At 70.6% G+C, this 25467-nt stretch carries 27 protein-coding genes; 7 read left to right on the top strand and 20 right to left on the bottom strand.

Features of this window, described 5'->3' with window-relative positions; all coding sequences use genetic code 11:
• Window positions 1-394: 394 nt before the first annotated feature.
• From ACYVK3_RS21055 to ACYVK3_RS21020, 8 genes are all read right to left on the bottom strand, one after another.
• Window positions 395-892 (bottom strand): GNAT family N-acetyltransferase, encoded by a 498-nt coding sequence (locus ACYVK3_RS21055; protein WP_460499314.1) that lies wholly within the window; start codon window positions 890-892, stop codon window positions 395-397.
• Between the two features lie 76 nt (window positions 893-968).
• Window positions 969-1619: a hypothetical protein gene (locus ACYVK3_RS21050; RefSeq protein WP_460499313.1), complete on the bottom strand. Its 651-nt coding sequence runs from the start codon at window positions 1617-1619 to the stop codon at window positions 969-971.
• Between the two features lie 40 nt (window positions 1620-1659).
• Window positions 1660-2571: an arginase family protein gene (locus ACYVK3_RS21045; protein ID WP_460499312.1), complete on the bottom strand. Its 912-nt coding sequence runs from the start codon at window positions 2569-2571 to the stop codon at window positions 1660-1662.
• 97 nt (window positions 2572-2668) lie between these two features.
• Window positions 2669-3589: a co-chaperone YbbN gene (locus tag ACYVK3_RS21040; RefSeq protein WP_460499311.1), complete on the bottom strand. Its 921-nt coding sequence runs from the start codon at window positions 3587-3589 to the stop codon at window positions 2669-2671.
• Between the two features lie 73 nt (window positions 3590-3662).
• Complete coding sequence (rnhA, locus tag ACYVK3_RS21035; protein WP_460499310.1) at window positions 3663-4127, bottom strand: ribonuclease H family protein; 465 nt, start codon at window positions 4125-4127, stop codon at window positions 3663-3665.
• A gap of 10 nt (window positions 4128-4137) precedes the next feature.
• The gene (locus ACYVK3_RS21030) at window positions 4138-4719 is read right to left on the bottom strand and encodes a TMEM165/GDT1 family protein (RefSeq protein WP_460499309.1); all 582 of its coding nucleotides are present in this window, start codon (window positions 4717-4719) and stop codon (window positions 4138-4140) included.
• 197 nt (window positions 4720-4916) lie between these two features.
• A complete protein-coding gene (locus tag ACYVK3_RS21025) occupies window positions 4917-5120 on the bottom strand; it encodes a hypothetical protein (protein WP_460499308.1) in 204 nt (67 codons plus the stop codon).
• 385 nt (window positions 5121-5505) lie between these two features.
• Window positions 5506-6729: an MFS transporter gene (locus tag ACYVK3_RS21020; protein WP_460499307.1), complete on the bottom strand. Its 1224-nt coding sequence runs from the start codon at window positions 6727-6729 to the stop codon at window positions 5506-5508.
• A 100-nt stretch (window positions 6730-6829) separates the two neighbouring features.
• Between ACYVK3_RS21020 and ACYVK3_RS21015 the strand changes: the two genes are divergently transcribed.
• Window positions 6830-7984, top strand: coding sequence for an ROK family transcriptional regulator (locus tag ACYVK3_RS21015; RefSeq protein WP_460499306.1), 1155 nt, complete (start codon window positions 6830-6832; stop codon window positions 7982-7984).
• Window positions 7985-7992: 8 nt separating this feature from the next.
• Here ACYVK3_RS21015 and ACYVK3_RS21010 read toward each other — a convergent pair whose 3' ends face one another.
• The 6 genes from ACYVK3_RS21010 to ACYVK3_RS20985 form a co-directional block, all read right to left on the bottom strand.
• Entirely contained in the window at window positions 7993-8235 is a 243-nt protein-coding gene (locus ACYVK3_RS21010; RefSeq protein ID WP_460499305.1) for a CsbD family protein, read from the bottom strand.
• Between the two features lie 117 nt (window positions 8236-8352).
• Complete coding sequence (gene araA, locus ACYVK3_RS21005) at window positions 8353-9849, bottom strand: L-arabinose isomerase (protein ID WP_460499303.1); 1497 nt, start codon at window positions 9847-9849, stop codon at window positions 8353-8355.
• Window positions 9850-10539, bottom strand: coding sequence for an L-ribulose-5-phosphate 4-epimerase (locus ACYVK3_RS21000; RefSeq protein WP_460499302.1), 690 nt, complete (start codon window positions 10537-10539; stop codon window positions 9850-9852).
• Window positions 10536-12200: a ribulokinase gene (gene araB / locus ACYVK3_RS20995; protein ID WP_460499301.1), complete on the bottom strand. Its 1665-nt coding sequence runs from the start codon at window positions 12198-12200 to the stop codon at window positions 10536-10538. The genes ACYVK3_RS21000 and araB overlap by 4 nt, the downstream gene beginning before the upstream one ends.
• 189 nt (window positions 12201-12389) lie before the next feature.
• Window positions 12390-13445 carry an NAD-dependent epimerase/dehydratase family protein gene (locus ACYVK3_RS20990; RefSeq protein ID WP_460499300.1) on the bottom strand — a complete coding sequence of 352 codons (1056 nt, stop codon included), beginning with the start codon at window positions 13443-13445 and terminating at the stop codon, window positions 12390-12392.
• Window positions 13446-13473: 28 nt separating this feature from the next.
• A complete protein-coding gene (locus ACYVK3_RS20985) occupies window positions 13474-13899 on the bottom strand; it encodes a DUF2267 domain-containing protein (protein WP_460499299.1) in 426 nt (141 codons plus the stop codon).
• A gap of 170 nt (window positions 13900-14069) precedes the next feature.
• Between ACYVK3_RS20985 and ACYVK3_RS20980 the strand changes: the two genes are divergently transcribed.
• Window positions 14070-14915, top strand: coding sequence for a Rossmann-fold NAD(P)-binding domain-containing protein (locus tag ACYVK3_RS20980; RefSeq protein WP_460499298.1), 846 nt, complete (start codon window positions 14070-14072; stop codon window positions 14913-14915).
• An 83-nt stretch (window positions 14916-14998) separates the two neighbouring features.
• On the opposite strand, the gene ACYVK3_RS20975 is transcribed toward ACYVK3_RS20980, so the two are convergent.
• The 4 genes from ACYVK3_RS20975 to ACYVK3_RS20960 all read right to left on the bottom strand — a co-directional run bounded on the left by ACYVK3_RS20975 (window position 14999) and on the right by ACYVK3_RS20960 (window position 18581).
• Window positions 14999-15541: a hypothetical protein gene (locus ACYVK3_RS20975; RefSeq protein WP_460499297.1), complete on the bottom strand. Its 543-nt coding sequence runs from the start codon at window positions 15539-15541 to the stop codon at window positions 14999-15001.
• A gap of 6 nt (window positions 15542-15547) precedes the next feature.
• A complete protein-coding gene (locus ACYVK3_RS20970) occupies window positions 15548-15988 on the bottom strand; it encodes a phage holin family protein (RefSeq protein ID WP_460499296.1) in 441 nt (146 codons plus the stop codon).
• Window positions 15989-16039: 51 nt separating this feature from the next.
• Complete coding sequence (locus ACYVK3_RS20965) at window positions 16040-16375, bottom strand: plasmid stabilization protein (RefSeq protein WP_460499295.1); 336 nt, start codon at window positions 16373-16375, stop codon at window positions 16040-16042.
• A gap of 97 nt (window positions 16376-16472) precedes the next feature.
• Window positions 16473-18581 (bottom strand): catalase, encoded by a 2109-nt coding sequence (locus ACYVK3_RS20960; RefSeq protein WP_460499294.1) that lies wholly within the window; start codon window positions 18579-18581, stop codon window positions 16473-16475.
• A gap of 138 nt (window positions 18582-18719) precedes the next feature.
• On the opposite strand from ACYVK3_RS20960, the gene ACYVK3_RS20955 reads away from it, so the two are divergent.
• Window positions 18720-20084 carry a cytochrome P450 family protein gene (locus ACYVK3_RS20955; protein ID WP_460499293.1) on the top strand — a complete coding sequence of 455 codons (1365 nt, stop codon included), beginning with the start codon at window positions 18720-18722 and terminating at the stop codon, window positions 20082-20084.
• A 119-nt stretch (window positions 20085-20203) separates the two neighbouring features.
• A complete protein-coding gene (locus tag ACYVK3_RS20950) occupies window positions 20204-20626 on the top strand; it encodes a CBS domain-containing protein (RefSeq protein WP_460499292.1) in 423 nt (140 codons plus the stop codon).
• 132 nt (window positions 20627-20758) lie between these two features.
• On the opposite strand, the gene ACYVK3_RS20945 is transcribed toward ACYVK3_RS20950, so the two are convergent.
• Window positions 20759-21271 carry a DUF4383 domain-containing protein gene (locus tag ACYVK3_RS20945; RefSeq protein ID WP_460499291.1) on the bottom strand — a complete coding sequence of 171 codons (513 nt, stop codon included), beginning with the start codon at window positions 21269-21271 and terminating at the stop codon, window positions 20759-20761.
• 179 nt (window positions 21272-21450) lie between these two features.
• Between ACYVK3_RS20945 and ACYVK3_RS20940 the strand changes: the two genes are divergently transcribed.
• Window positions 21451-23286: a transketolase gene (locus ACYVK3_RS20940; protein WP_460499316.1), complete on the top strand. Its 1836-nt coding sequence runs from the start codon at window positions 21451-21453 to the stop codon at window positions 23284-23286.
• Window positions 23287-23374: 88 nt separating this feature from the next.
• On the top strand, window positions 23375-23791 hold the full coding sequence (locus ACYVK3_RS20935) for a CBS domain-containing protein (RefSeq protein ID WP_460499290.1): 417 nt from the start codon (window positions 23375-23377) through the stop codon (window positions 23789-23791).
• Window positions 23792-23880: 89 nt separating this feature from the next.
• Here ACYVK3_RS20935 and ACYVK3_RS20930 read toward each other — a convergent pair whose 3' ends face one another.
• Window positions 23881-24549: a uracil-DNA glycosylase family protein gene (locus tag ACYVK3_RS20930; RefSeq protein ID WP_460499289.1), complete on the bottom strand. Its 669-nt coding sequence runs from the start codon at window positions 24547-24549 to the stop codon at window positions 23881-23883.
• 140 nt (window positions 24550-24689) lie between these two features.
• Here ACYVK3_RS20930 and ACYVK3_RS20925 point away from each other — a divergent pair, with 140 nt between their 5' ends.
• The gene (locus tag ACYVK3_RS20925) at window positions 24690-25256 is read left to right on the top strand and encodes a hemerythrin domain-containing protein (RefSeq protein WP_460499288.1); all 567 of its coding nucleotides are present in this window, start codon (window positions 24690-24692) and stop codon (window positions 25254-25256) included.
• Window positions 25257-25467: the final 211 nt, after the last annotated feature.

Genomic DNA, 25467 nt, shown 5'->3' with positions numbered 1-25467 from the left:
ATACCTCTATTCTCCCAGGTCACAGACGCTCTGTCATCACCCATTAGGGTGGGAAAACCCTCACGTTTCCCCAACGGAGGCCGCTCAAACACCTTGGGACACAAGACAAAACGGGCACCAATTGGCCCGTCCGGCTCCCACGCGCCATCCCCACGTCCGCCAACCCAACATCCACAAAGCACTCATCTCTCCGTCGTCGCCCGCCTGAACCCGCACTCAAACGAACCCCACCACGAAGACGCCACCCCAACAGGCTCCTACCTCGTCATCGCTGCCGCCCTTGGTGCAGCGCCGCCACCCGCCCACACCGTTCCCTCGCACCCGACAGGTTCCATTTCCGGTCTCCCCAGGCACGGCCCACCCCCTATGCCTGCCTAGGTCCGCTTAGGTCCGCCTAAGTCTGCAACCAGATCTTGAAGCGGTAGCGGATGTCCTCGCCGTTGGTGGACACGATCTCGAAGCCAGAGCGGGCCAGGACCGCCTGCGACGCCGTGTTGGCGATGGTGGTCTCGGCCTCGACCCTCGTGACGCCCTCGCGGCCCATCGCCCATCCGACCAGGGTCAGGACGGCGTCGGTCGCCAGGCCTTCGCCGCGGGCCTCCGGCACGAGCTCGTAGCCGATTTCGACCATGCCGTTCTCGTCCGGCGCCGCGTGGAAGCCGACGTCGCCGACCACGAGGGCGTCCTCGCTGCGCACGATCTGGTACATCCCGAAGCCCGGCTTCCACCGTCCGTCGTCCATCGCCGCCACCAGCATGCCGACAGCGATCTTGGTGCCGTCGAACGGGTACTGCCTGGACCAGTCGGACTCGCGCTCACCCGCCAGGAGGCGCTTCGCGCCGTCGGCCGCGAGCTCACGAAGCTCCACCCGCTCGCCTTCGATTCGGTTCAACTCAGCCGCCTTTCACCGCTCCGCATGGCCTGAACTTACGCCGCCCGATCGCCGGGGGTCGCCCCAAGGCCGATGCCTAGTCAAGATCCGCTGCGGCCCTGCGGATCTCGACGATCTCTGCAGCGGTGGAGAGCCGCGTGACCGCACCGATGTCGGCGAGGTGCTGGCGCTGCTCGGGAGCGAAGGCGCGCGCGACCGCACTCGGGTTTTCGAGCAGCGCGGCGTAGAGCTCGAGGCCCGCCACATAGAACAGGTCGATGAATTTGGGTTCGCCGCTCTCGGCGACCATGATGTTGTGCGGATTGTCGTCGAGTCCGCCCCAGAAGGGAATCGCCTCGGACGCTTCGGCGTCGAGGCGTTCGGCCTCCCTGCGAACCGCGGTGACCGGATCGCCGGGCGCGGCGGCGGACCAGCGTTGCTTGAGCGCGTCGGCGTCCTCCGCGGCGGCCGGGCGCAGGAACTCCATGACGGTCAGGCGCGCGCCTCCGGGTAGCGGTGCGTCGAAGTCGATCCGTGGCAGCATCGGGTGCCCCGGCAGGGCCCGGCACAGCCGCACGAAGACCTCGTAGGCGGGTTCGAACGGGCTGAGGCGCGCCGCCTGGAGTCCGTCGGGAGAGCGCCACACCGTGGCCCAGTCGCCCACGCCGCAGACGTTCCATCCATCGTTCGACAGCCGGGCGGCCACGCCCCGGTGGCGCCATCCCTGCAACGGTTCGAAGTCGTGCACGCCCGGAGCCTATGCGGCCGCGGCGGCGGGCGGAAGCGATTTATTGGAGGGACTCGACGAGCATGTCGGCCAGCGCCTTGGCGTACTCGCCGTCGGGGTCGTAGTCGGGGTCGAATACCGTCAGCTCCATGCCGGCGCAGCGCTCGTCCGAGGCGCAGGTGGAGACGATCTGGGCGAGTTCGCCGATGGAGATGCCGCCGGGGGAAGGGCCGTCGACGGCGGGCATCACTGAGGGGTCGAGCACATCGGCGTCGATGTGGAGCCAGAACGTGGTGACGTCGCCGACCGCCTCGAGCGCCCATTCGGCGGAGCGGCCGACCCCGCCGGCGCGCAGCTCGGGCACGGTGCGCATGGACACGCCGGTGGCCTCGAGTTCGACGCGGTGCGCGTCGTCGGTGCGCAGGCCGAGCATGACCAGGTGGTCGGTGTCGACGTAGGGGCGCAGGCCGCCGATGTCGGTCAGGTCCGGCTGGCCTCGGCCGGTCGCCAGGGCGAGCTCCTCGGCCGCGGCGGCGCCGACGTACTTGGAGTTGCCGGGGTGGCGGAAGTCGGAGTGCGCGTCGACGAAGACCAGGCCGCGACGCTTGCCGTCGCGTTCGGAGCGGCGGCGCGCGGCCAACAGCGGCCCGAGCATGATCGAGCAGTCGCCGCCGAGCAGCAGCGGGAAGCGGCGTTCGCGCCAGAGCCGCTCGACGCGGTCGGCGAGCTGCCTGGTGTATTCGGCGATGGCCTTGGCCTGGCCGACGCCGTCGCCGGGCCGCCACCCGGAGGCGTCGAAGCGGGGCGCGGTGAGGCAGCCGGCGTCGACGGCGTTGAGCCGCTGGACGAGGCGGTGATCGCGCAACGCCCCCGGCGCTTTGCCGCAGCCGGGGACGGTGTGCTGAGTCGGAGGCCGCAGCCCGAGGTTGGACGGCGCGTCGAGTATGGCGACGCGCTTGGATCTCGTCGCCACTGGCGCTCACCTCCCCGTATCGGCCACGCTAGCTAATCACAGCCGGGGCTGCGGCACCAGGAGAGACGTTCGCAATCACATGGTTCGGCCTCGTCCCTTAGAAGAGGACGGAGCTGAGCTTGCGGCGGGCCTTGGTGACGGTCGGGTCGTCGGGGCCGGCGATGCTGAACAGCTCGACCAGGCGCTTGCGGACGCGTTCGCGATCGTCGCCGGCGAGCATGGCGACCTGCTTGATGAGCCGGTCGTAGGCGGCTTCGGCCTCGCCGGAGAGGATCTGGAGGTCAGCGGCGGCGAGGGCGGCGTCGACGTTGTTCGGCTCGGCGTCGGCGACGGCCACGGCGTCCTGCCGCAGGTCCCCGGCGCGGCGCAGGAGTCGGACCTGGGCGAGCCCGGACTCGGCCTCGAGGGAGCCGGGGTTGTTCTTCAGGTACTTGTCGAAGGCGGTCTCGGCGGCGTCGACGTTGCCGTTGGCCATGTGCTCCTCGGCGGCGGCCAGTTCGGGGTCGACCTGCTGGGGCACGTCGACGCCCGCGGTTTGGGCGAGCTTGCCGAGCCACTGGCGCAGGCCCTGCTCGGTCTGGGGGCCCTGGAGGAGGTCGACGGGGCGGCCTCCGGCGATGGCGACGACGGCCGGGAGGGCCTGGAGCTGGAGCGCGGCGGCGAGCTGCTGGTTGTACTGGACGTCGGCCTTGGCGAGCGTCCAGGCGCCGCCGTCGGCGTGGGCGAGGCGCTGGAGCAGGTCGCGCGCCTCGACGCTCTCGGGCGACTGCTCGGCCCAGAAGACGACGACGACGAGCGTGTTCAGCGACCGTTCGAGGACTTCGCTCTGGACGGTGGCGTCGGTGACGTCGAGGGCGACGACGCCCGGTGCGGCCGAGCCGGGGTCCGGGGCCGCGGGCGGCTGCTGGCCGGCGGCCTGCCGCCGGGCGGCGGCCTGCTGCTGTTGCTGCTGCTGGGCGGCGAGTGCGCTCAGGTCTACGGCACTGCCCGAGAATCGTGACGGTACGTTGTCGCTCATGATCGTGATCTTCCCATTCCAGTTCGTGACTCGCGTGCGGGGATGAGGCAATGTGGGCGGCGCCCGGTCGCGCTCAGCAGCGGCCGGCGGCCTCGTCTCGGCCCTTGACGGCGAGCTTGTCGGCGCGTTCGTTGCCCGGGTCGCCCGAGTGGCCGCGGATCCAGCGCCATTCGACGTGGTGGCGGGCGGCGGCCTCGTCGAGCCGCCTCCACAGGTCGGCGTTCTTGACCGGCTGCTTCTGGGAGTTGATCCAGCCGTTGCGCTTCCAGTTGGACATCCAGGACATGATGCCGTTGCGGACGTACGAGGAGTCGGTGTAGAGCACGATCGTCATGGGGCGTTTGAGGGTCTCCAGGGCCTTGATCGCGGCCATGAGTTCCATCCGGTTGTTCGTGGTGGCCGTCTCGGAGCCGTAGAGCTCCTTCTCGTGGTCGCCCCATTTGAAGTAGGCGCCCCAGCCTCCCGGGCCCGGGTTGCCTGAGCAGGCGCCGTCGGTGTAAATGACGGCGGTGTCCTCGTTTCCGTCCGATTTCGGCATGATGGCAAGCCTATCCCGCGAGCGCGCGGACGGCTTGGACCCCTAGGACGAGGCCGAGGACCATGAAGAGGGCGGCCGAGCCCCAGCGGATGTACCGCTCGGGGATGCGCCTTGCGACCCAGGCGCCGGCGAAGACGGCGAGGAGGTCGGCGGCGACCATGCCGGCGGTGGCCCCGAGCCAGACGCCCCAGGGGTTGTACTGGCCGCCGAGGAAGATCGCGGCGAGCATGGTCTTGTCGCCGAGTTCGGCCAGCAGGATCGCGCCGGTGACGGTGAGGAGGCCGGACTTGCGCTCTTTGAACTCGTGCGCGTCGTCGTCGTCCTCGCCGCGGAGGGTCCACAGGCCGAAGCCGATGAACAGGACGGCGGCGCCGAGGGTGATCCAGTCGGTGGGCAGCAGGCTTCCGGCGGTGGCGCCGATGCCGACGGAGACGCCGAACAGGATCGCGGTGGCGATGACGAGTCCGGCGATGACGGAGCGGAGCTTGTAGCGGGCGGCGAAGGACAGGGCCATGAGCTGGCTCTTGTCGCCCATCTCGCCGACGAAGATGACGCCGAAACTGAGGGCGGCGGCGGAGAAGAAGACGTCCATCGGGGGTTGATCCTCCCAGTTCGGGGCCGGGAGAGGGCAGCCTTGACCTCGACCCGGCGCATTGCCTTGGTCGAAGGTCTCGCTCGCCCCGGAGCCGAGGCCGCGCGGCCGGGCACCGTTTCACAGCTGCGTGCTCGGCTGTGGGTGCCAGTGTGTCGACCGCGGCGTTGGGAGCTACTCCCCTTCTGCGCCCGCAACTATACGCCGCCGGTTCTCGATCCGGCGTCGACCGGCTCCGGCAGTGACGCGCGATGCCCCAGCAGGCGGCCGATGGCGATCGGTCCGGCGAGGGCGATGACGACGGCCAGCGCGGTCGGGACGATGAGGCCGACGGTGAGGCTGGTGGCTTCGGCGAGGTAGCCGACGCTCGCGGGGCACAGCAGGAACCCGCGGAGCCGCACATGCTCATGGCGGCGATGTCGGAGCCGGTGCCTCCGGCCTCGCTGACGGCGCTGAACAGGACGGGTATGAGCACGGCCGAGCCGACGCCGGCGAGCGCCCAGCCGCTCCAGGACAGGGCGAGGCCGCCGACGGCGTCGGCGGCGAGGACGAGGAGGTAGCCGACGAGTGTGAGCGAGCCGGCACCGTCCCGCTCCTGCCGGAGCACGAGGAGGACGGTGCCGAGCCGGGCCTCGCCGAGGTCGAGGTGCGCTTCGATCGAGGGGTATGCGGCGGCCAGGCGCCCATGACGAAGCCGGTGATGGTGAAGCATCCGAAGATGCCGATCCTGGCTCGCCGCAGCTCGGTGGCGGTCGGGGTCATCGTGCTCCTCGTGCGCGAAAGAGCTTACCGCACCAGGGTGACGTCCGCTTCGCGGTGGCCTTCGCTGGGGGCGGACCGGTTCAGCAGGCGCCACATCGTGAGCGGTCCGCCGATGGCGATGAAGGCGGCGAGGGCGGCGGGGATCATGAGGCCGACGGTCAGGTTCGCGCCTTCGGCGACGAATCCGATTGCGGCCGGGCCGAGCAGGAGGCCGGTGGAGCCGGACATCGAGATCAGGGCGATGTTCGAGGGCGATCCGCCGGCTTCGCCGATGGCGCTGAAGAGGACCGGGACCATGATGGCGATGCCCGAGCCGGCGAGGATCCAGCCGGTCCAGGCGAGGGGGAGCCCGCCGGCGGTGCCCGAGACGAGGACGAGGGCGTAGCCGCTGGCGGCGGCCGCCCCGGCCCACAGCATGGTTCGGCCGGGGCCGAGTCTGGAGCGGATCGGGTCGCCGGCTAGGCGGAAGGCGGTCATGGCGCATCCGAACACGGTGTAGGACAGCGGTGCGAGGGCCGCGTCGGCGTCGAGGACGCGGGCGGCGTGGAGGTTGGCCCAGTCGGCGGCGCCGGACTCGATGAGGTGGCTGCCGAGGCCGAGCACGAACAGCGCGCCGAGGAGTACGGCGCCGATGCGCGCGGCCGAAGCTTGGGCGCCGCTGCCGCCGCCGATCGCTCGACCCGGTGGCGGCAGCAGCGGACGTGTCCAGGCCGCGAACGCGGCGGTGCACAGCAGCGCGGCGACCACGAGCATGGACTGGCTGCCGAGGCCCAGCGTGAGTCCGAGTGAGGTGAGGGCGCCGGCGGCGGCGCCGCCGAGGCTCCAGAAGCCGTGGAAGGACGAGACGATGGGCCGCCGGTAGTGGCGTTCGAGCTCGACGGAGTGGGCGTTCATGCCGACCTCGACGAAGCCGACGCCGACGCCGTACAGCGCGGCGGCGGCGAGGAGCGTCTCGTAGCTGGGGGCGAGCGCCGGTGCGACGAGGACGAGCTGGGTGGCCGGGCCGGTCCATCGGAGCAGTCTTCTGGTGGTGATCCGGTCGGCGAGCCTGCCCGCCACCACCATCGCCGCGAGCCCGACGAGCTGGATGACCAGGAGGACGATGCCGAGTCTGGCTTCGCCGAGATGCAGGCGGGCGTCGACTGCGGGGAGCGCGGCGGCCCAGGCTCCCATGACGAAGCCGGAGGTGGCGAAGCAGCCGAAGACGCCGATTCTCGCCTTCCGGAGGCCGGTGGTGTCGGGGGTCATGACGGTCCTTGTGTCGGCTTGTTTTGTTCTTGGCAAGAACATAACATGGCGCTGAGGCCGCCGCAACAGGCGGTGCCGAGCGATGGGACATACTTCGGCCATGGTGACCACGACGAGCGCGGACCTGCGGGTCCACAATCAGGTGCGGCTGCTGCGCGCCGTCCACGACGCCCCCGAGCCACTGACGCGGGCCGCGGCCGCTCGGCGGCTCGGCATCGGGCGCAACACCGCCGCCTCGCTCGTCGGCGAGCTGGAGGAGGCCGGACTCCTCCACGAGATCCCCGCCGAGTCCTCGGGACGCGGGCGGCCGACGACGCTGCTGGTCCCCCATGCCGCCGGGCCCGTCGCGCTCGCCGCCGACATCAGGGAGGACTCGTGGACGCTCGCGCGGATTGAGCTCGGCGGGGAGCTCACGACATTGGAGGACGGGGAGCACGACCGGACCCCGGCGGTGTTCGCGCGGATCAAGACCGCGGTCGACGAGCACGCCGACGAGCGGACCGCGGCCCTCGGCATCGCGATCGCCGGGCCGATCCGCGACGGCCGGCGGCTGCACATCTCGCACCTCGGATGGGACGAGGTGGACCTCGACGATCACATCGGAGCGGGATGGCCGCCGACCGTGGTCGGCAACGACGCTCGGCTGGCGGGGCTGGCCGAGGCGCGGCGCGGCGCCCTGCGGGGCGCCGGGACGGCGATGCACTTCCACATCGACTTCGACATCGGCGGCACGCTGCTGCTCGGCGGTGACGCCCAGACCGGCGCGCGCAACGTCGCCGGCGAGTTCGGCCACATGCCGCTGACCGGCTCGGGCCTGCCGTGCATGTGCGGGGTCCTCGGCTGCTGGAGCCTCGACGTCGGGGTCAACGCGCTGGTGCGCCGGTTCGGTGCCGAGACCGGCTACGGGGTCGGGCGCGAGCTGGGCCGCGAGATCCTCGCCCGCGCCGAGGAGGGCGACGCCGAGGCCTCCCGAGCGGTCGACGACAACGCCGCCGCCCTGGGGGCCGGGCTCGGCGCGCTGGCCAACGCCCTCGACCCCGAGGCGATCAGCCTCTCAGGGCTGGGCGTGGAGCTGGTACGCCTGCGGCGCGGGCTCATCGAAGAGCGCTGCGCCGCGGGGCTGATGGAGTTCAGGCGCGCCGAACCGCCCCGAATCGTGGTCGGGACGGTCGGCGCGGTCGGTCCGCTCCGGGGCGCGGCCGAGATCGCCTTCGACGCGATCCTCACGCCTGCATGGTTGCGGCGACGGCGCTGACCCTCGGGTCACCGACGGCGGTGCTCGCTCTCGCGCTCGCCCTCGTCGCCCTGAAGTTTCTCCTTGGCGTCGTGGGCGGCTTGAGTGGCCTTGTCCCTCACGCCGTGGGCGGCCTCCTTGGCCTCGCCGGCCATCTGCTCCCGCTGGCCTTCGGCTTCGAGCTCCTCGTTGTCGGTGGCCTCGCCGACTCGCTCCTTGGCCTCGCCCTTGGCCTGCTGGCCCTTGTCCTTCGCCTTGTCGAAACCGCTCATCCTCACGATCCCCTTCGCATATCGGTGGTGGATGCGATGAGTACCCGCCCGACCGGCCCGTAACCCGGACGGCGACGGGGGCGGGCCGCTGCCCGCCCCCGTCGCTCGTTCACCGGTCTAGAGCGAGCCCTCCAGGTGGTGGTAGACCTGGTTCCAGCGCAGCTGCTGCTTGAACTCCCGGGCCGTGGTGCCCTCGCCGATCGTCACCAGCTCGATCCCCGCGATCTCCGCGAAATCCTCCATGACCTCGCGGCCGAAGGCCTGAGTGAAGCTCGTGTGGTGCGGGCCGCCGGCGGTCAGCCACGCCTCGGCCGAGGTCTCCAGGTCCGGCTTCGGTTCCCACACCGCGCGCGCCACCGGCAGGTTCGGCAGGTCCTGCTCCGGCTCGACGGCCTCGGCCTCGTTGGCCACCAAGCGGAGCCGGGTGCCGAGGTCCATCAGGCCGACCATGAACGCCGGACCGGGCGGGGCGGTGAAGACCAGACGCACCGGGTCCTCCCTGCCACCGATGCCGAGCGGATGGATCTCGCACCTCGGCTTGGCGGCGGCGATCGACGGGCACACCTCGAGCATGTGCGCGCCGAGGATCTGCGGGGACTCGGCGCCCAGGTTGTAGGTGTAGTCCTCCATGAAGGACGTGCCGCCCTCCAGGCCGGTCGCCATGACCTTCATCAGGCGCACCAGGACGGCGGTCTTCCAGTCGCCCTCGCCGCCGAAACCGTAGCCCTCGGCCATGAGGCGCTGGACCGCGATGCCCGGCAGCTGCTTGAGCGCACCGAGGTCCTCGAAGGTGTCGGTGAACGCCTTCGCGCCGTGCTCCTCCAGCATGGACCGCAGGCCGAGCTCGATGCGGGCGGCGTCGCGCAGCGACTCGTGGCGCTCGCCGCCGACGCGCAGCTCGGGCACCACGTCATAGGCCTCCTCGTATTCGGAGACGAGCCCGTCGACGGCCTTGTCCTCGATCTGGGCGACCCGCTCGGCCAGCTCCACGACGCCGTAGGTGTTGACCTCGACGCCGAGCTTGATCTGGGCCTCGACCTTGTCGCCCTCGGTCACGCCGACCTGGCGCATGTTGTCGCCGAAGCGGACCAGCTTGAGGTTCTGGACCTCGTTCCAGCCCAAGGCGGCGCGCGCCCAGTTCCCGACGCGGGTCTGGACCCGCTCGTCGGCCCAGTGGCCGACGACGGTCTTGCGTCGGTGGCGCAGGCGCGTGAGCATGTACCCGAACTCGCGGTCGCCGTGGGCGGCCTGGTTCAGGTTCATGAAGTCCATGTCGATGTCGGCCCACGGCAGGTCGCGGTTGTGCTGGGTGTGCAGGTGCAGCAGCGGCTTCTGGAGCGCGTTCAGCCCGGCGATCCACATCTTCGCGGGCGAGAACGTGTGCATCCAGGCGATGACGCCGATGCACTCGTCGCTCGAGTTCGCCTCCAGCATCACCCGCCGGATCTCGTCGGGCGTGGTCAGCACCGGCTTGGCGACGACCTCGACCGGGATCGCCGAGGCCGAGTCCAGACCGGCGACGATGTCGGCCGAGTTCTGGGCGACCTGGTCGATCGCCTCGGGCCCGTACAGGTGCTGACTGCCGGTGACGAACCACAGTTCCTTCGCTTGCATTTACTTCTCCTCAGGGGCGGGCTGCTGGCCGTAGACGTTCTGGTAGCGGTCGTAGAGCGCGTCGATGTGCGCCTGGGCGATCGGGACCGGCTCGCCGATCTGGCGAGCGATGTGGACGGTGCGGGCCACGTCCTCCGCCATCACCGCCGCCTTCACGGCCGCCCTCGGGCCCTTGCCGATCGTGAACACGCCGTGGTTCTGCATGATCACCGCCGGGGAGCGGTGGCCTTCGAGCGTCTCGACGATGCCCTTGCCGATGTCGTCCGAGCCGATGAGCGCGAACGGACCGAGCGGGATCTCCCCGCCGAACTCGTCGGCCATCGCCGTCAGGACGCACGGGATCGCCTCGGCGCGCGCGGCCCAAGCGGTGGCGTAGGGGCTGTGGGTGTGGACCACGCCGCCGACCTCCGGCATGTGGCGGTAGACGTAGGAGTGGCTCTCGGCGTCCGAGGAGGGGACGAGATCGCCGGCGAGGACCTTGCCGTCCAGGTCGGTCACGACCATCTTGTCCGGCACCATGTCGTCATAGGACACCCCGGAGGGCTTGATGACGACGATGTCGGTCCCCGGGACGCGCGCGGAGACGTTCCCGCTGGTCCAGGTCACCAGGCCCCAGCGGAGCAGCTCGGCGTGCAGCTCGCACACCTCGACCTTCATGGCCTCGACGGCCTCGGTGGTCTCGAACGTCATTTCGCGGCCTCCGTCGCGATCGTGTGGAGCTGGTGCAGTGCCTTGGAGCCGCCGCGGCCGAAGTGGTCATGCAGTTCGGCGTAGATCGCGTACAGCTCGTCGTAGGCGTCGGCCTTGGCCGGGTCGGGGGTGTAGGCGGCGCGTTCGATCTTCCCCATCGCCTCGGAGGCGGTCTTGATGTCCGGGTAGGCGCCGGCGGCCACCGCGGCGTGGATCGCCGAGCCGAGGGCCGGGCCCTGGTCGGAGGTGAGGACGGTGATCGGGCGGCGCAGCACGTCGGCGTAGGTCTGCATGAGCCACCGGTTCTTCAGCAGGCCTCCGGCGGCGATGAACTCCTCGATCGGGACGCCCGACTCGACGAGCGTCTCGACGATCATGCGCGTGCCGAACGCGGTCGACTCGACCAGCGCCCGGTAGATCTCCTCGGGCTTCGTGGCGAGCGTCAGGCCGACGATCACGCCCGAGAGGTCGTGGTCGACCAGGACCGAGCGGTTGCCCGAGTGCCAGTCGAGCGCGACCAGGCCGTGCTCGCCGACTTCCTGGGCGGCGGCCAGCTCGGTGAGGTGCTCGTGGATCGAGATGCCTTTCTTCGCGGCCTCGGCCTCGTAGTCGCCGGGCACGCCGTTGCGGGTGAACCAGGCGAAGATGTCGCCGACACCGGACTGGCCGGCCTCGTAGCCCCACAGGCCGGGAGTGATGCCGTCGCGGACCACGCCGCACATCCCGGGGGCCTCGGTCAGGGTCTCGCCGTTGACGACGTGGCAGGTGCTGGTGCCCATGATGGCGACGAGCTGCCCGGCGCCGACGGCCTTGGCGCTGGCGGCGGTGACGTGGGCGTCGACGTTGCCGACCGCGACGGCGGTGCCCTCGTTCAGGCCCGTCCAGGCGGCGGCCTCGGCACTCAGGCCGCCGGCGCGGTCGCCGAGGGCCGACAGCGGGAAGTCGAGCTTGTCGCAGAAGTCGGCGAAGTCGGGGTTGAGCGCGGCCAGGTACTCGCGGCTGGGCCGCTTGCCGTCCTGGTAGATGCCTTTGTAGCCGGCGGTGCAGACGTTGCGGTTCTCCTCGCCGCACAGCTGCCACACGATCCAGTCGGCCGCCTCGATCCAGCGGTCGGCGCGGGCGTAGACCTCCGGGTCCTCCTCGAGGACCTGGAGGCCCTTGGCGAACTCCCACTCGCTGGAGATCTTGCCGCCGTAGCGGGCCAGCCACTCCTCGCCGCGCTCGGCGGCGAGCGCGTTGATGCGGTCGGCGTGGGGCTGGGCGGCGTGGTGCTTCCACAGCTTCGGCCAGGCGTGGGGGCGGTCGGCGAAGTCGTCGAGCTCGTTCAGGGGCGTGCCGTCGGCGGTGGTCGGCAGCACCGTGCATGCGGTGAAGTCGGTGGCGATGCCGACGACCTGGTCGGCGCTCACGCCGGCCTCGGCCACGGCCTGCGGGACGGCGCCTCGCAGCACGGCGCGCCAGTCGTCGGGCGACTGCAGCGCCCAGTTGCGGGGCAGTTTCCTACCGGTGACCGGGAGCTGCTCTTCGATGGAGCCGTGCCCGTAGACGTGCTCGGCACTGGCGAGCTCGCGCCCGTCTGAGACGGCGGCGACCACGACCCGGCCCGAGAGCGTTCCGAAGTCAATCCCGATAGCAACGGCTTCGTTGTCGCTGCCAGTCATCTAGGCCTCCTCAGGGTGTTCCACGGTTCAGTTGACCGTTCACACCGCCTGGTTACGGCGGTGCGGCGGCATTGCGCACAGGTGAATCACCCACAACTTAACGCATTCGAACGCGCGGGACCACATCCGGTACGCTCCCCGTCCGCAGTGCGGTCGCGCGAACCGGTCAGGTGTGTGAGGCCGGTTACGTCAGGGGCGCTTGCCGACTCCCGTGGCGATCTCGCCGAGCCGGCCGCCCTCGACCTTGCTCTGGAGCGGCGGCGTGGGGCCCCCGGATCCGGCGCGCAGGCCCTCCAGGAACTCGGCGACCGCCTCGTCGGAGGTGTGGTGGGAGACCCAGCCGAGCTCGCGCCTGACGCGCGCGGTGTCCATGACCGGCAGCCGCGCGACCACGTCGAGCAGCTCCGGCGGGACGGGCGTCATCCGCATGCGGTAGGCGGCCGCCAGCGCGGCCCTCGCGGCGCCGAACGGCATCGGGATCGGGCGGGCGCCGAGCATCGCCGCGACCGACCGCATGTCGGTCATGGACTCGCCTGCGACGTTGAAGGCGCCGCTCGCGGTGCCGAACAGCGCGGCGCGGAAGACCTCGGCCAGGTCGTCGGCGTGGACGGCCTGGAAGCGGACGCCGTCGACGACGGGCATCGCCGGGACCAGGCCGGGCTTGGCGGCCCAGCCGGGCAGGAACGGGCCGGCGAACAGGCGGCGCTGTTCGGCGGCGGCCTTGCGCTTGAAGACGAACGCGGGCCGGATGCGGACGCTGCGGATATCGGGGTGCGCGGTCTCGAAGTGGTCCAGGAGGCGCTCGACGTAGGCCTTCTCGCGGGTGTAGGCAGCGCCGGGAAATCCGTCGGTCGGCCAGGTCTCGTCGACCGCGCGGTGGTCGACGCGGGGCGAGTACGCGCCGATCGAGGAGCTGTAGACGAGTGCTTTCGCTCCGCTGCGGGCCGCGGCGTCGAACACGCGCCTGCTGCCGAGCACGTTGGCCCGCCAGGTGGTGTCCGGGTCGCGGGTCGGCTGGAGCAGCCAGCCGAGATGGACGACCGCGTCGTGTCCCTTCAGGAGTGGTCCGAGATCGTCCTCGGCGAGGTCGGCGGCGGCGAACTCGGTCTTGGGGACCCGCCAGTCCGGGAGGCGCCGGGCGATGCCCAACACGGACTCCACGCGATCGTCGCCGCTGAGGAGCCTGATGAGGCTCGTGCCGATATTGCCTGTAGCGCCGGTGACGGCCACGCGAAGTCCGTTCATGGCGCCCGTGTACCCGAGCCGGCGAGGCCTAACCTCGGTCGCCGCCCCGGAGGTCCCCCGTGCTCCCCGACTCGATCAGCGGCCGCAGGTCCTCGGGCAGTGACTCCCGGACGCGCTCCATGACGCCGCCGGTGGTGGCCTCGTCGACGAGCTCCAGCACCACGCGGCTGTGGTAGATCGCGGTGGGCTCGTCGCTGTGCTCGCGCCGCGCGACCCGGTGGGCGAACTCGTCGAAGCCGAAGTGCTCCCCGGTGCCGCTCTTGTCCGGCTTCATGGCCCGGCGCAGGTGCTCCCCGAGCTCGGACGGCAGCTGCGAGGCCACCTTGTCGGCGAGGTGATCGGGGATGCGTTCGGACAGCGTCTCCAGCGTGGCCCGGGTGGCGCCCTCGGCCGCGCCGCGGCTCGGCAGATGCGCCCTGTCCTGCACGTACCCGATGAATTGATCGTGTCGCATGGCTCCTCCTTCAGCTCCTCCTTGGTGGAGCCCGGCGGGTACCCGACGGCTCCCGGGGCTACACGCCGGGTGCCGCGAGGCGAGGATTAGCGCTCGGCGCCAGGGGTATCCGCCAGCGCACAGCGCCCGGCACAGGACCTGACCGGGCATGTTTCGGAAGGGATGATTCGATGAGCAAGCCCGCGCAGCAGCAGAAACCGCCCGGATACACCGAGAAGATGGACCCGCGACCGCGGGACGAGATGCGCGAATACGAGGGCCGGGGCCTGCTCAAGGGCCGCCGGGCCCTGATCACCGGCGGCGACTCGGGCATCGGGCGGGCCGTGGCCGTCGCGTTCGCGAAGGAGGGCGCCGACGTCGCCATCGCCTACCTCGAGGAGCAGGCCGACGCCGAGCACACCGCCGAGCTCATCGAGGCCGAGCAGCGCCAGTGCGCGCTCCTGCCGGGCGACCTCGGCTCGGCCGAGCACTGCGCGACGGTGGTCGACGATACGGTGCAGGCGTTCGGCGGCCTCGACATCCTGGTGAACAACGTCGCGACGCAGACGCCGGTGGACCGCCCGGAGGAGATCACCGAGAAGCAGTGGCTGCGCACCTTCGAGGTGAACATGCACAGCTACTTCCGGGTGACGACGGCGGCGCTCGCGCACCTCGGCGAGGGCGACGCGATCATCAACACCTCGTCGGTCAACGGCCTGCGGGGGAACAAGACCCTCATCGACTACTCGGCCACCAAGGGCGCGATCCACGCGTGGACGTACTCGATGGCGCAGGCGTTGGCGCCGAGGGGCATCCGCATCAACTGCGTCGCGCCGGGGCCGGTGTGGACGCCGCTGATCCCCTCGACGCTCTCGGAGTCGCACGTCGAGGGCTTCGGCGAGAACGTGCCGCTCGGCCGGCCGGCCGAGCCCGACGAACTGGCGCCGTCATACGTCTTCCTCGCCTCGAATCAGATGTCGTCGTTCTACACCGGCGAGATCTTCTCCGCACTCGGCGGCGAGACCGTCCCCGGCTGAACCGGCGCCGGACAGCGTGAAAGCCCGGATATCGACGTCGATATCCGGGCTTTTACCGTATCGCCGGACCGGCCGGTCCGCGCCTACCGGTGCGTCAGTCGGCGCAGTCCGGTGCGGCGCTTGTGCGGCAGGTCGGAAGCGGCCGAGACGATCATGTCCTTCGCCTCGCCCATTCGCTTCCGAGCGTCCCTGCGCCGACGCTTCGCGGCCTTCATGTAGTGCTTGGCCGCCTTGTTGTGCTCGCGGCGGTGGGCGCGGGCGACTTTGAGACCGATCAGGGTCGCGGTGGTCGCCCCCGCGGCCGCCACGACGACGGTCACGGGGTGGCGACGCGCCGAGCCGAAGGGCCCGCCCGCGGTCGCCTCGTCGCCGAAACCGAGCCGCTCGCGCAGCTGCACCACGTCCTCGCTGAGCTGCTGCCGCGTGCGGTCGGCCTCGCGGCGCAGCTCGTCGGACGAGCGGTACCGCGCGGCCTCGGCGTCGGCCTCGGCCCACGTGGCCCGCTGCTCAGCCGTCACGCGGTCGGCCTCATCCTCCGGTTGGTACGGCAGGCCAACGCCCGGGGGCGGGCCGGTGCCGACTCCCGGAGGAACCGCCGCGCTCGGCGGCACGGTCCATCCGCTCATCGCTCCTCACTTCCTTCCGCGCAGCGCTTCGACGTCGTCGTGCGCGCGCTCCTTGGTTGCTTCGGGGACCGGCGGGATGGCGCGTTTGAGCGCCGATTTGCCGATCATCGCGAGGATGCCGGCGATCACGAACAGCGCGATGCCGACGACGAGCGCCGCCAGCCATGCGGGCCAGACCAGGGCCAGGGCGAACACGGCCGCGCTCGCGAGCCCGGCTCCGCCGAGGATCGCGACGACGCCCGCGACGGCGAGCATGCCGCCGCCTTTGGCTCCCTCTTTGGCCTTGTCCGTCATCTCGCGGGCGGCCAGCTGGGCCTCCACCCGCGCGAGGTGTGCGACGTGTGAGCTCAGGTCGCCCACGAGCTGAGTGACCGAGCGGTCCCGCTCGTCCCACTCGCGGCGCCTGGCGGTCGCGGTGTCGTAGTCATCGGCGGTTCGAAAGGTCATCCCCTGAGGATCGCGTCGAACCTCCATGTCATCACTCCTTCTCCGCCGGCTCTACTTGCGCTTGAGCGCGCGTTGGAGCTCGGCCTTGTTCATCTTGGAGCGGCCTTTGATGTTCTTGCGGCGGGCGTCCTCGTACAGCTGCTCCTTGGTGCGGCCCTGCGGGCCGGTACGGTTGCCGGAGCGTTTCCCGCCGCGTTTGTAGGCCGACATGTCATCGGTCGAGGTACGGCTGGCCTGCCGTGTCTCTCCCGCCTGCGCACGCTGCTTGTTCACCGTGCGCGCGGCGATCTCCTGCGCGCGGTCCTCGTCGGTCCCGCGCTCCACGGCCTGGCCTTTGATGTGTTTGTACTGCCGCTCTTCCTTCTTGGTCCAGTGTTGCTGCGGCATGGCCTTTCACCTCCGGTCAGGACCCGGTGTCCGATTCGGGCGTCGGGTCCGTCCGTTTGCGGGTTCCCCCGGTCCCCCCGGTGAAAACCTCTCCCCTTCAGGCGGCGACGTCCTCGGTGACGCGCGACCAGCGGCGGTGCCCCGCCATCTCCTCGGCAAACGCCTCGAAGAACGCGGCGGGCACGTCCAAACCGGAGGCGACGGAGGTGACCACGCCCTCGTCGTTGACCGGCTCGGGCCCGGTGGCGTGGTCACCGTCCACCCCGGCGGCGCGCAGCACCTCCAGTCCGGAGCCGAAGGCGGCGACGGCCTTGGCGTGCTTGTAGGCCTCCGTCACGAAATGCCTGGCGCGCCCGTCGCGGGCCAGTGCGGCGGCGCTGTCGGGCCCGCAGGGAACGGCCACGGCGTCGTACAGGACCGACGCCATGGTCGCGAGCGCCCGGTCGGCGTCGACGTCCGCGCCGTCGGCGGCGCGGATCGGCCCGTCGACGAGGCCGAGGACCTCCGCGACGATGTTCCGCTCACGCAGATAGGCGAGCAGGCGCTGGGTCCCGGTGCCGTCGACGCCGTCGGCGGCGAGCACGGCGACCTTGCGCGTCGCGACCTTGCGGACGGGCTCGGTCAACTGCGACAGGGCCGGCGAGCTGCGCCCGTGGTTGGGCGAGACTTCGGCCTCCGGCGACGGCACGCCGATGCCCTCGGCGACCCGGCTCGCCAGATCGAGATCGACGTGGCTCAGATGCTCCACGACGCGCCGGCGGATGTCGTAGTCGGTGACCTTGCCGAGCTCGAAGCGGTACGCCGCGACGATGTGCTCGGCCTCGACGGGGGTCATCGAGTTCCAGAACAAAGTGGCCTGGCTGTAGAAGTCCTTGAAGCTCTCGCTGCGCCGGCGGATCTTGGCGCCTTCGACCTTCTCGGTGTAGTGCGTGTACGAGCCCGCCTGGCCCGGCCGCGGCCAGTCCGAGCTGATGCTGTTCTTGCTGTAAGACGTCGGCGAGGTGTGGACGCGCTGCTGGCCGTAGCCGTCGCGCTGATCGTTGTGGACCTCGGCGACGGCCCGGTTGACCGGCAGGTGCGCGAAGTTGGGCCCGCCGAGCCGGATGAGCTGCGTGTCCAGATAGGAGAAATTGCGGGCCTGGAGCAGCGGATCGTTGGTGAAATCGATCCCGGGCACGACGTTCGCGGTGTGGAAGGCGATCTGCTCGGTCTCGGCGAAGAAGTTGTCCGGGTTGCGGTTGAGCGTCATCTTGCCCACCGGCCGGACCGGCACCTGCTCCTCGGGGATGAGCTTCGTGGCGTCGAGCAGGTCGAAGTCGAAGTCGAACTCGTTCTCCTCGGGCACCAGCTGCACGCCGAGCTCCCACTCCGGGTACATGCCGGACTCGATCACGTCCCACAGGTCGCGGCGGTTGAAGTCGGGGTCGGCGCCGGCGATCTTCTGCACCTCGTCCCAGATCAGCGAGTGCGTACCGAGCGCGGGCGTCCAGTGGAACTTGACGAAGGTGCCGCGCCCCTCGCGGTCGACCAGGCGGAACGTGTGCACGCCGAAGCCCTGCATCATGCGGTAGCTGCGCGGGAGGGCCCGGTCGGACATGAGCCACATCATCATGTGCATCGTCTCCGGCTGCAGCGACACGAAGTCCCACAAGGTGTCGTGCGCGGAGGCCGCTTGCGGGATCTCGTTCTGCGGCTCGGGCTTGACGGCGTGGACGAAGTCGGGAAACTTGACCCCGTCCTGGATGAAGAACACCGGCATGTTGTTGCCGACGAGGTCGTAGTTGCCCTCGTCGGTGTAGAACTTCGTGGCGAAACCGCGCACGTCCCGGACCGTGTCGGCCGAGCCGCGGGAGCCCACGACGGTGGAGAAGCGGACGAACACGGGCGTGGCCGTCGCCGGATCGGTGAGGAACCGCGCGGCGGTGTAGTCGGCGAGCCAGGAGTCATACGGCTGGAAGAACCCGTAGGCGCCCGCCCCGCGGGCGTGGACGACCCGCTCGGGAATGCGCTCGTGGTCGAAGTGAGTGATCTTCTCCCTGAAATGGAAGTCCTCCATCAGGGTCGGGCCGCGTTCGCCGACGGACAGCGAATCGTCGGTGTGGTCGACCCGGACCCCCTGCTGCGTGGTGAGGGCCTCGTCCTGGTCAACGACTCTCGAAACGTCGAGCTGTTCGTCCTTGCGGTCGCGGGCGGCATCGTCGCTCATTGAGCGCACCTCTCATCAGTCGGAGTGGAAGGGGCGGGCTCATATCCGCCCCTACAAGGCAGTAAACGACGCCGCGGCGCCGCACGCACCGTTTCGCCGGATGTCGCCCGGGTATCCGCGAACCGAGGGAGGAATCTCATGACCGAGACCATGCCGCGGCCCGGAGCCACCGACGAGTCCGCCACCCCGCAACGCGCGGGCGTCGCCGAGACCGTCCGGGTCCTGACCAGGCTCGTCGTCCCGACCGTCGCCGTGGGGGTCGTCAAGAGGCGACCGCTCATGATGGCCGTCGCCGAACGCTGCCAGATGGACCGGTCCGCGATCCGGCTCATGGGGCGGCTCCGCGAGCGGCACGGGACGTCGCCGCTGCGCTTGCAGATCCCCGGGCGCTCGATCGCTCTGGTCATGTCCGCGAGCGACGTCGGCCGGATCCTCGCCGAATCGCCCGACCCGTTCACGCCCGACACGGTCGAGAAGCGGGCCGCGCTGGGGAAGTTCCAGCCGCACGGCGTGCTCGTCTCCAGTGGTGCGTCCCGCGGCGAGCGGCGCCGGTTCAACGAGGCGGTCCTGGAGCCGCACCGGCCGCTGCACCACCTCGCCGCGCCGATGCTCGCGCGCACCGCCGAGGAATGCGACCGGCTCGCCGCCACCGTGGACGACACCGGCCGACTCGACTGGCGCACCTTCGACCGCTCCTGGCAGCGCCTCGTCCGGCGCGTCGTCTTCGGCGACCGGGCGACCGATGACCGTGAACTGACCGGCGTGCTCGACGCACTGCGGCGCAGCGCCAACTGGGCGTACCTGAGCCCGCGGCGCGAACGCGCCCGCGACGCGCTCGAAGGGCGCCTGCGGGCACACCTCGACCGCCCCGAGGACGGCAGCCTCGCCGCCGCCATCGCCGAGACGGACACCGACCCGGTGATCCAGCCGCACGACCAGGTCGCGCATTGGCTGTTCGCCTACGACGCCGCCGGTCTGGCGTTGATGCGCACGCTCGCGCTGCTGTCGGTCAACCGCGGCCACCGCCACGTCGCCCGCTGCGAACTCGCCTCCGTCGACCCGGACGGGCCCGCGGAACTCCCCTACATGCGCTCGTGCGTCCTGGAGTCGCTGCGTCTGTGGCCGACCACGCCGCTGGTGCTGCGCGACAGCACCGCCGAGACCCGGTGGGGCGACGCGACCCTGCCGAAGGGCACCTCGTTCCTCATCTACGCCCCATGGTTCCACCGCGACGCCGAGCGGCTCCCGTACGCCGACCGCTTCACCCCCGACATCTGGACCGACGGCACCGCCGAACGCGAGCCCGCGCTCGTGCCGTTCAGCGGCGGTCCCGCCCGCTGTCCGGGCCGCAACCTGGTGCTGTTCAACGTCACCAGCGCCCTCGCTCGGCTCATGCGCCGCCACGAGTACCGCCTCGTGTCCGGAAACCCGCTCTACACCGGCAGGCCGGAGCCGGCCACGCTCGACCCGTTCTCGCTCGCGTTCACCACCACGCGGGTGTGAGAAAGGCGCGGCGACGGCGCGCATACATCCCCCCGGGGCGGGTAGCCAAGTGCCGGACACACCAGACTCACTGACCAGGGACGAGCAATACAGAGCGATCAACGGGAGGAGCCCGGACCATGGCGACCGCACGCGACATCATGCACCCGACCGCGCACTGCGTCCACACCCATGACACCGCGGCGAACGCGGCCAGGATGATGGCCGAGCACGACATCGGCTCGCTGCCCATCTGCGACGCAGAAGACCAGATCAAGGGGATGGTCACCGACCGGGACCTCGCGATCCAGGTCATGGCGGCCGGCTACGATCCCGAGACCTACGAGATCGGCGACCTGCCGCAGCACCAGTCGCTGGTGCTCGCCGACGCCGACGAGGACGCCGACATGACGCTCGCGAAGATGTCCGAGCAGCAGGTCAGGCGCGTGCCGGTCGTCGAGGACGGCCGCGTCATCGGCATCATCGCGCAGGCCGACGTGGCCCGCCGACTGCCCGAACCGATCGTCGGTGAGGTCGTCAGCGCCGTCTCCCAACCCGAATAGACGCATCCCGAATAGACACATAAAGCCAACCGGGGAAAGAAAACCGCCGGCCCGGCGCAGGCATCTGGGGGGACGCCGCGCCGGGCCGGCGATGTATTCGACGGCCCGGCGACATCACGAGCCCGCTCGGAGCTACTCCTCCTCCGCCTCCGGCCGCGGCTTGCCCCCGCCGGAGCTGTGCTTGGTGGGCGTCCGGCGCATCGTGAACAGCAGCCCCAGCATCACGATGGCGAACGCGAAGTGGAGGAGGTCGTCGGCCGTGTTCATCGGCAGGAAGTTCGCCGCGTCCTCGGCGGCGACGAAGAGCCCGTAGACGCCGAGCAGCAGATACGCGATGCCACCGACCGTCAGATAAATGAGGGCACCGCGCAGGAACCACGACATGAACGCCCCCACCAGCCCGATCACGATGTGGACGATGTTGTGCAGCACCGAGACCTGGAAGATGCCGAGCAGCTTCGCCTCCGACTCGTGCCCGGCGAACGCCATCTCGTCGAAGTTCGTGGTGACCCCGGGCAGGAAACCCAGGACCCCCACCACCACGAATCCCAACGCCACCAGTACGGCGGCGTCCTGGACCGGTGTCACCCTGCCGCGCATCGTGTGGAAGCCAGGATCGGTGGCCCTGTCGGAAGTACCGGACATGTCATCCCTCCTCGAAGCCGGGCGGCGGGTCGCCGCCGCCCGGCGGGTACCCCGCCGACGGCGGGTGACACCTGCGGCGCACGAGGACGAAGCGGTTTCGCCACGAACCCGCCGGGTAGCCCACCAAGAAGGGCCACGAGGCCGAAAGCCGCACGTGAAAGGTCCCTGCCGTGACCACTATCGAAACTCGCACCACCGACCTAGCCGAGCTAGCCCAGCAATTGCGCGCCGACGCGGTGCGCTGCTCGGCCAAGGCCGGTTCGGGGCACCCGACCTCCTCCATGTCGGCCGCCGACCTGATGGCGGTCCTGCTCGCCAAGCACTTCAAGTACGACTTCGCCGACCCCGGTCTGCCGGGCAACGACCGGCTCATCTTCTCCAAGGGACACGCCTCGCCGCTGCTGTACGCGATGCTGCGCGCGGCCGGCGCGATCGACGAGGAGGAGCTGCTCACCTACCGCCGTCTCGGCAGCCTCCTCGAAGGACACCCGACGCCGCGCCTGCCCTGGGTCGACGTCGCCACCGGCTCCCTCGGTCAAGGCCTGCCGATCGGAGTGGGCATGGCGCTCGCGGGACGCCGCCTCGCCGAGGTCCCCTACCGGGTGTGGGTCCTGTGCGGCGACAGCGAGATGGCCGAGGGCTCGATGTGGGAGGGCTTCGCCGCCGCCGGGTACGAAGGACTCTCCAACATCACCGCGATCATCGACGTCAACCGGCTCGGCCAGCGCGGCCCCACGCGCTACGAGTGGGACACCGCCGCCTACGCCGCCCAGCTGCGCGGCTTCGGGTGGAACACCGTCGAGATCGACGGCCACGACCCCGCACAGATCGACAGCGCCTACACCGAGGCCACCGAGACGCCCGACCGGCCCACCGCCATCCTCGCCCGCACCAAGAAGGGCAAGGGCGTCGCGGCCGTCGAGGACAGGGAAGGAGCGCACGGCAAGCCGCTCCCCGCGCTCGACGACGCGCTCGCCGAGCTCGGCGGGCCGAGAGACCTGCGGGTGAACGTCGCCGAGCCGGCCTTCCGCGAACCGCGCCCCGAGCGGCCCGGAGAGCCGGTGCACCTGCCGGAGTTCGAGCACGGCTCCAACGTCGCCACCCGCGACGCCTTCGGCAAGGCACTCACCGCCGTCGGCGACGCCAGCCCGGACGTGGTCGTCCTCGACGGCGAGGTCGCCGACTCCGTCCGCACGCAGCAGTTCGCCGACGCCCACCCCGAACGGTTCTTCCAGTGCTACATCGCCGAGCAGCAGATGATCGCGAACGCGGTCGGCATGCAGGCGCTCGGATGGGTGCCGTACGCGGCGACGTTCGCGGCGTTCCTCACCCGCGCCCACGACTTCCTGCGCATGGCCGCCATCGGCAACGCCGACATGCGGATCGTCGGCTCCCACGCGGGCGTCTCGATCGGCCGCGACGGGCCGAGCCAGATGGCCCTGGAGGACCTGGCGATGATGCGTCCCCTGTGGCGCAGCATCGTGCTCTACCCGTGCGACGCCAACCAGTGCGCGCACCTGACCTCGACGATGGCCGACCTGCCAGGCATCAGCTACCTGCGGACCACGAGAGCCGAGACGCCGGTCATCTACCGACCCGGCGAGCTGTTCCCCGTCGGCGGGAGCCGCACGCTCGTGGCCTCCAAGCACGACCGGGTGACCATCGTCGCCGCCGGCATCACGGTCTCCGAGGCGCTTTCGGCCTCTGAGCGGCTCGCCGACCTCGGCATCCCGGCGCGGGTGATCGACGCCTACTCGATCAAGCCGATCGACACCTCGACACTGCGGCAGGCCGCCGCCGACACCGGGCGGGTCCTCACCGTCGAAGACCACTGGCCGGTCGGCGGTCTCGGCGACGCGGTCCTCGACGTCCTGGCGGGCGAGGTGCCGTCGGTCAGGTTCGCCAAGCTCGGCGTGCGGGGCATGCCGGCCTCCGCCAGCCCCGCAGAGCAGCTCGCGGCGGCGGGGATCGACGCGGACGCGATCGTGCACGCCGCGCAGCGCCTCGTGGCGTGACGAAGGAATAGACCCGAACGATGCGGGTATCCAAGCTCCGTATTCGCAAGTCCGGGGGCGAGCGGGTCGACGAGAGGAGCTGATGGCGATGGCCACAGCGAGAGACATCATGCATCCGGGTGTGACGTGCGTCCGCAGCGACGACACCGCGGCGAACGCGGCCCGGATGATGGCCGAGATGGACGTCGGCTGTCTGCCGATATGCGGCGCCGACGACAACAGGATCAAGGGCATGGTCACCGACCGGGATCTGGTCCTTCAGGTGATGGCGCTGGGCAAGGACGCCGAGAAGTACACGGTGGACCGCCTGCCGCAGGGCCATTTGATCCTGGCCGACGCGAACGAGGACGCCGAGATCACGGTCGCGAAGATGCGCGAGCACCAGGTGCACCGCATCCCGGTGCTCGACGACCACCGCCTGGTCGGGATCATCGCGCTGGCCGACGTGGCCCGCCAGATGCCGGAGCCGACCACGGGCGGCCTGGTGGAGTCCATCTCGCAGTAACAGAAGCCAAGTTCCGGGGGTATGGCGAACGGGCACCGCGCGGAGGGGACGCGGTGCCCGTCGTCGTGTGCGGGTCCGGGCTGTGAGAGCTAGCCCTTCTGCGGCTTGGCGGCGCCCACGAATTCCGCGGCCTTGCGCAGGTCGACGAGCATCTGGGCGAAGGCGTCCTTGCGCTCGGATTCGCGCAGTCGCAACACCGCGGACGGGTGGACGGTGGCCAGGAGCCGGGTGGACTCTTCGAGACCGTCGAACTCGAGTTCGTGCACGACGCCGCGCTGTGCGGTCACCCGGAAGTCGGGGCCCATGAGGGACTGGGCGGCGGTCGCGCCGGCCGCGACCACCAGTTCGGGCCGCACGGCGTTGAGCTCGGCGATGAGCCAGGGCCGGCAGGCGGTCACCTCGCCGCGCGAGGGTTTCTTGTGGATGCGCCGGCCGCCCTCCTGGAGCTGGGCGAATTTGAAGTGCTTGACGGCGTTGGTGACGTAGCAGTCGTCGCGGTCGATGCCGGCCTGGTCGAGCGCCCTGTCGAGCAGGCCGCCGGAGGGTCCGGTGAACGGTTCGCCGGTGCGGTCCTCGTCGTCCCCCGGCTGTTCGCCGACGAGGACGAGGCGGGCCCCCTTGGGGCCGATGCCGAAGACGGTCTGGGTGGCGTCGCGGAACAGGTCGCAACCCTCGCAGGTCTCGGCGGCCTCGCGCAGCCGTCCGAGGTCCTCAGAGGGCGGCACGAACCGCTCTGCGCCTTGTGCGCGTGGCGTCATCGTCGTGCTCCTTCCTCGGGTGTTCTCGCAGTTCAACGTCGAGTACCCCCGATATGGTGCGACGACACCTCGGGTTTCGGGCCCCGGGGCGCGGGTACCTCGTCTCCCGTTCGAACCGTCCCATCACACCTGGAGGACCGATGGCGAACACCGAAGAGGACACCGACCTGATCGGCGTCATCATCAAGGACCACCGCGAGGTCGAGGCCGCGTTCGCGGAGCTGGAGAACGGCGCCGTGCTGGGCGGGGCCCGCAAGGACCTGGCCGACCACGTCATCGCGGAACTGGTGCGCCACTCGGTGGCAGAGGAGCAGTTCATGTACCCGGCCGCCAGAGAGCACCTCCGCGACGGCGACGAGATCGCCGACCATGAGATCGAGGAGCACGCCGAGGCCGAGGAGATCATGAAGCGGCTCGAGGGGCTCGGGCCGGATGATCCGGACTTCGAGCCGCGCCTGAGCGAGCTCATGAGCTCCATCAGGCACCACGTCGAGGAGGAGGAGTCCGACCTGCTCCCGCGGCTGCGAGAGGCGTGCAGCGCCGAGGAGCTGCGGGACTTGGGCCACAAGGTGCAGAAGGCCAAGGAGTTCGCCCCGACCCGTCCCCATCCGAGCGCCCCGGACAAGCCCCCGGCCAATCTGATCCTCGGGCCCGGGGCCGGCTTCATCGACAAGATCCGCGACACACTGACCGGCCGCGACGTCTGAGCGGTATCGGTCGGCACGTGCATGGCCGGTCTCCTGCCGGGTACCCCGAACATCGGGACTAGGGAAGGAGACCGGCCATGCGCCGTCTGCTGCGAAGGTTGAGCGATGCGGTGAGGCGATGGACCTCGGAGGCCGACACCGGCCACGAGAGCGTCCACGACGACCCGCACGTGGGCCAGAAGTCCTCGGACGCGCCCGAGTTCGGCCGGCC

The organism is Glycomyces tarimensis (assembly GCF_054776215.1).
The sequence above is the reverse complement of the archived record's forward strand: the minus strand, read 5'-3'. Positions and strand labels throughout refer to the sequence as shown.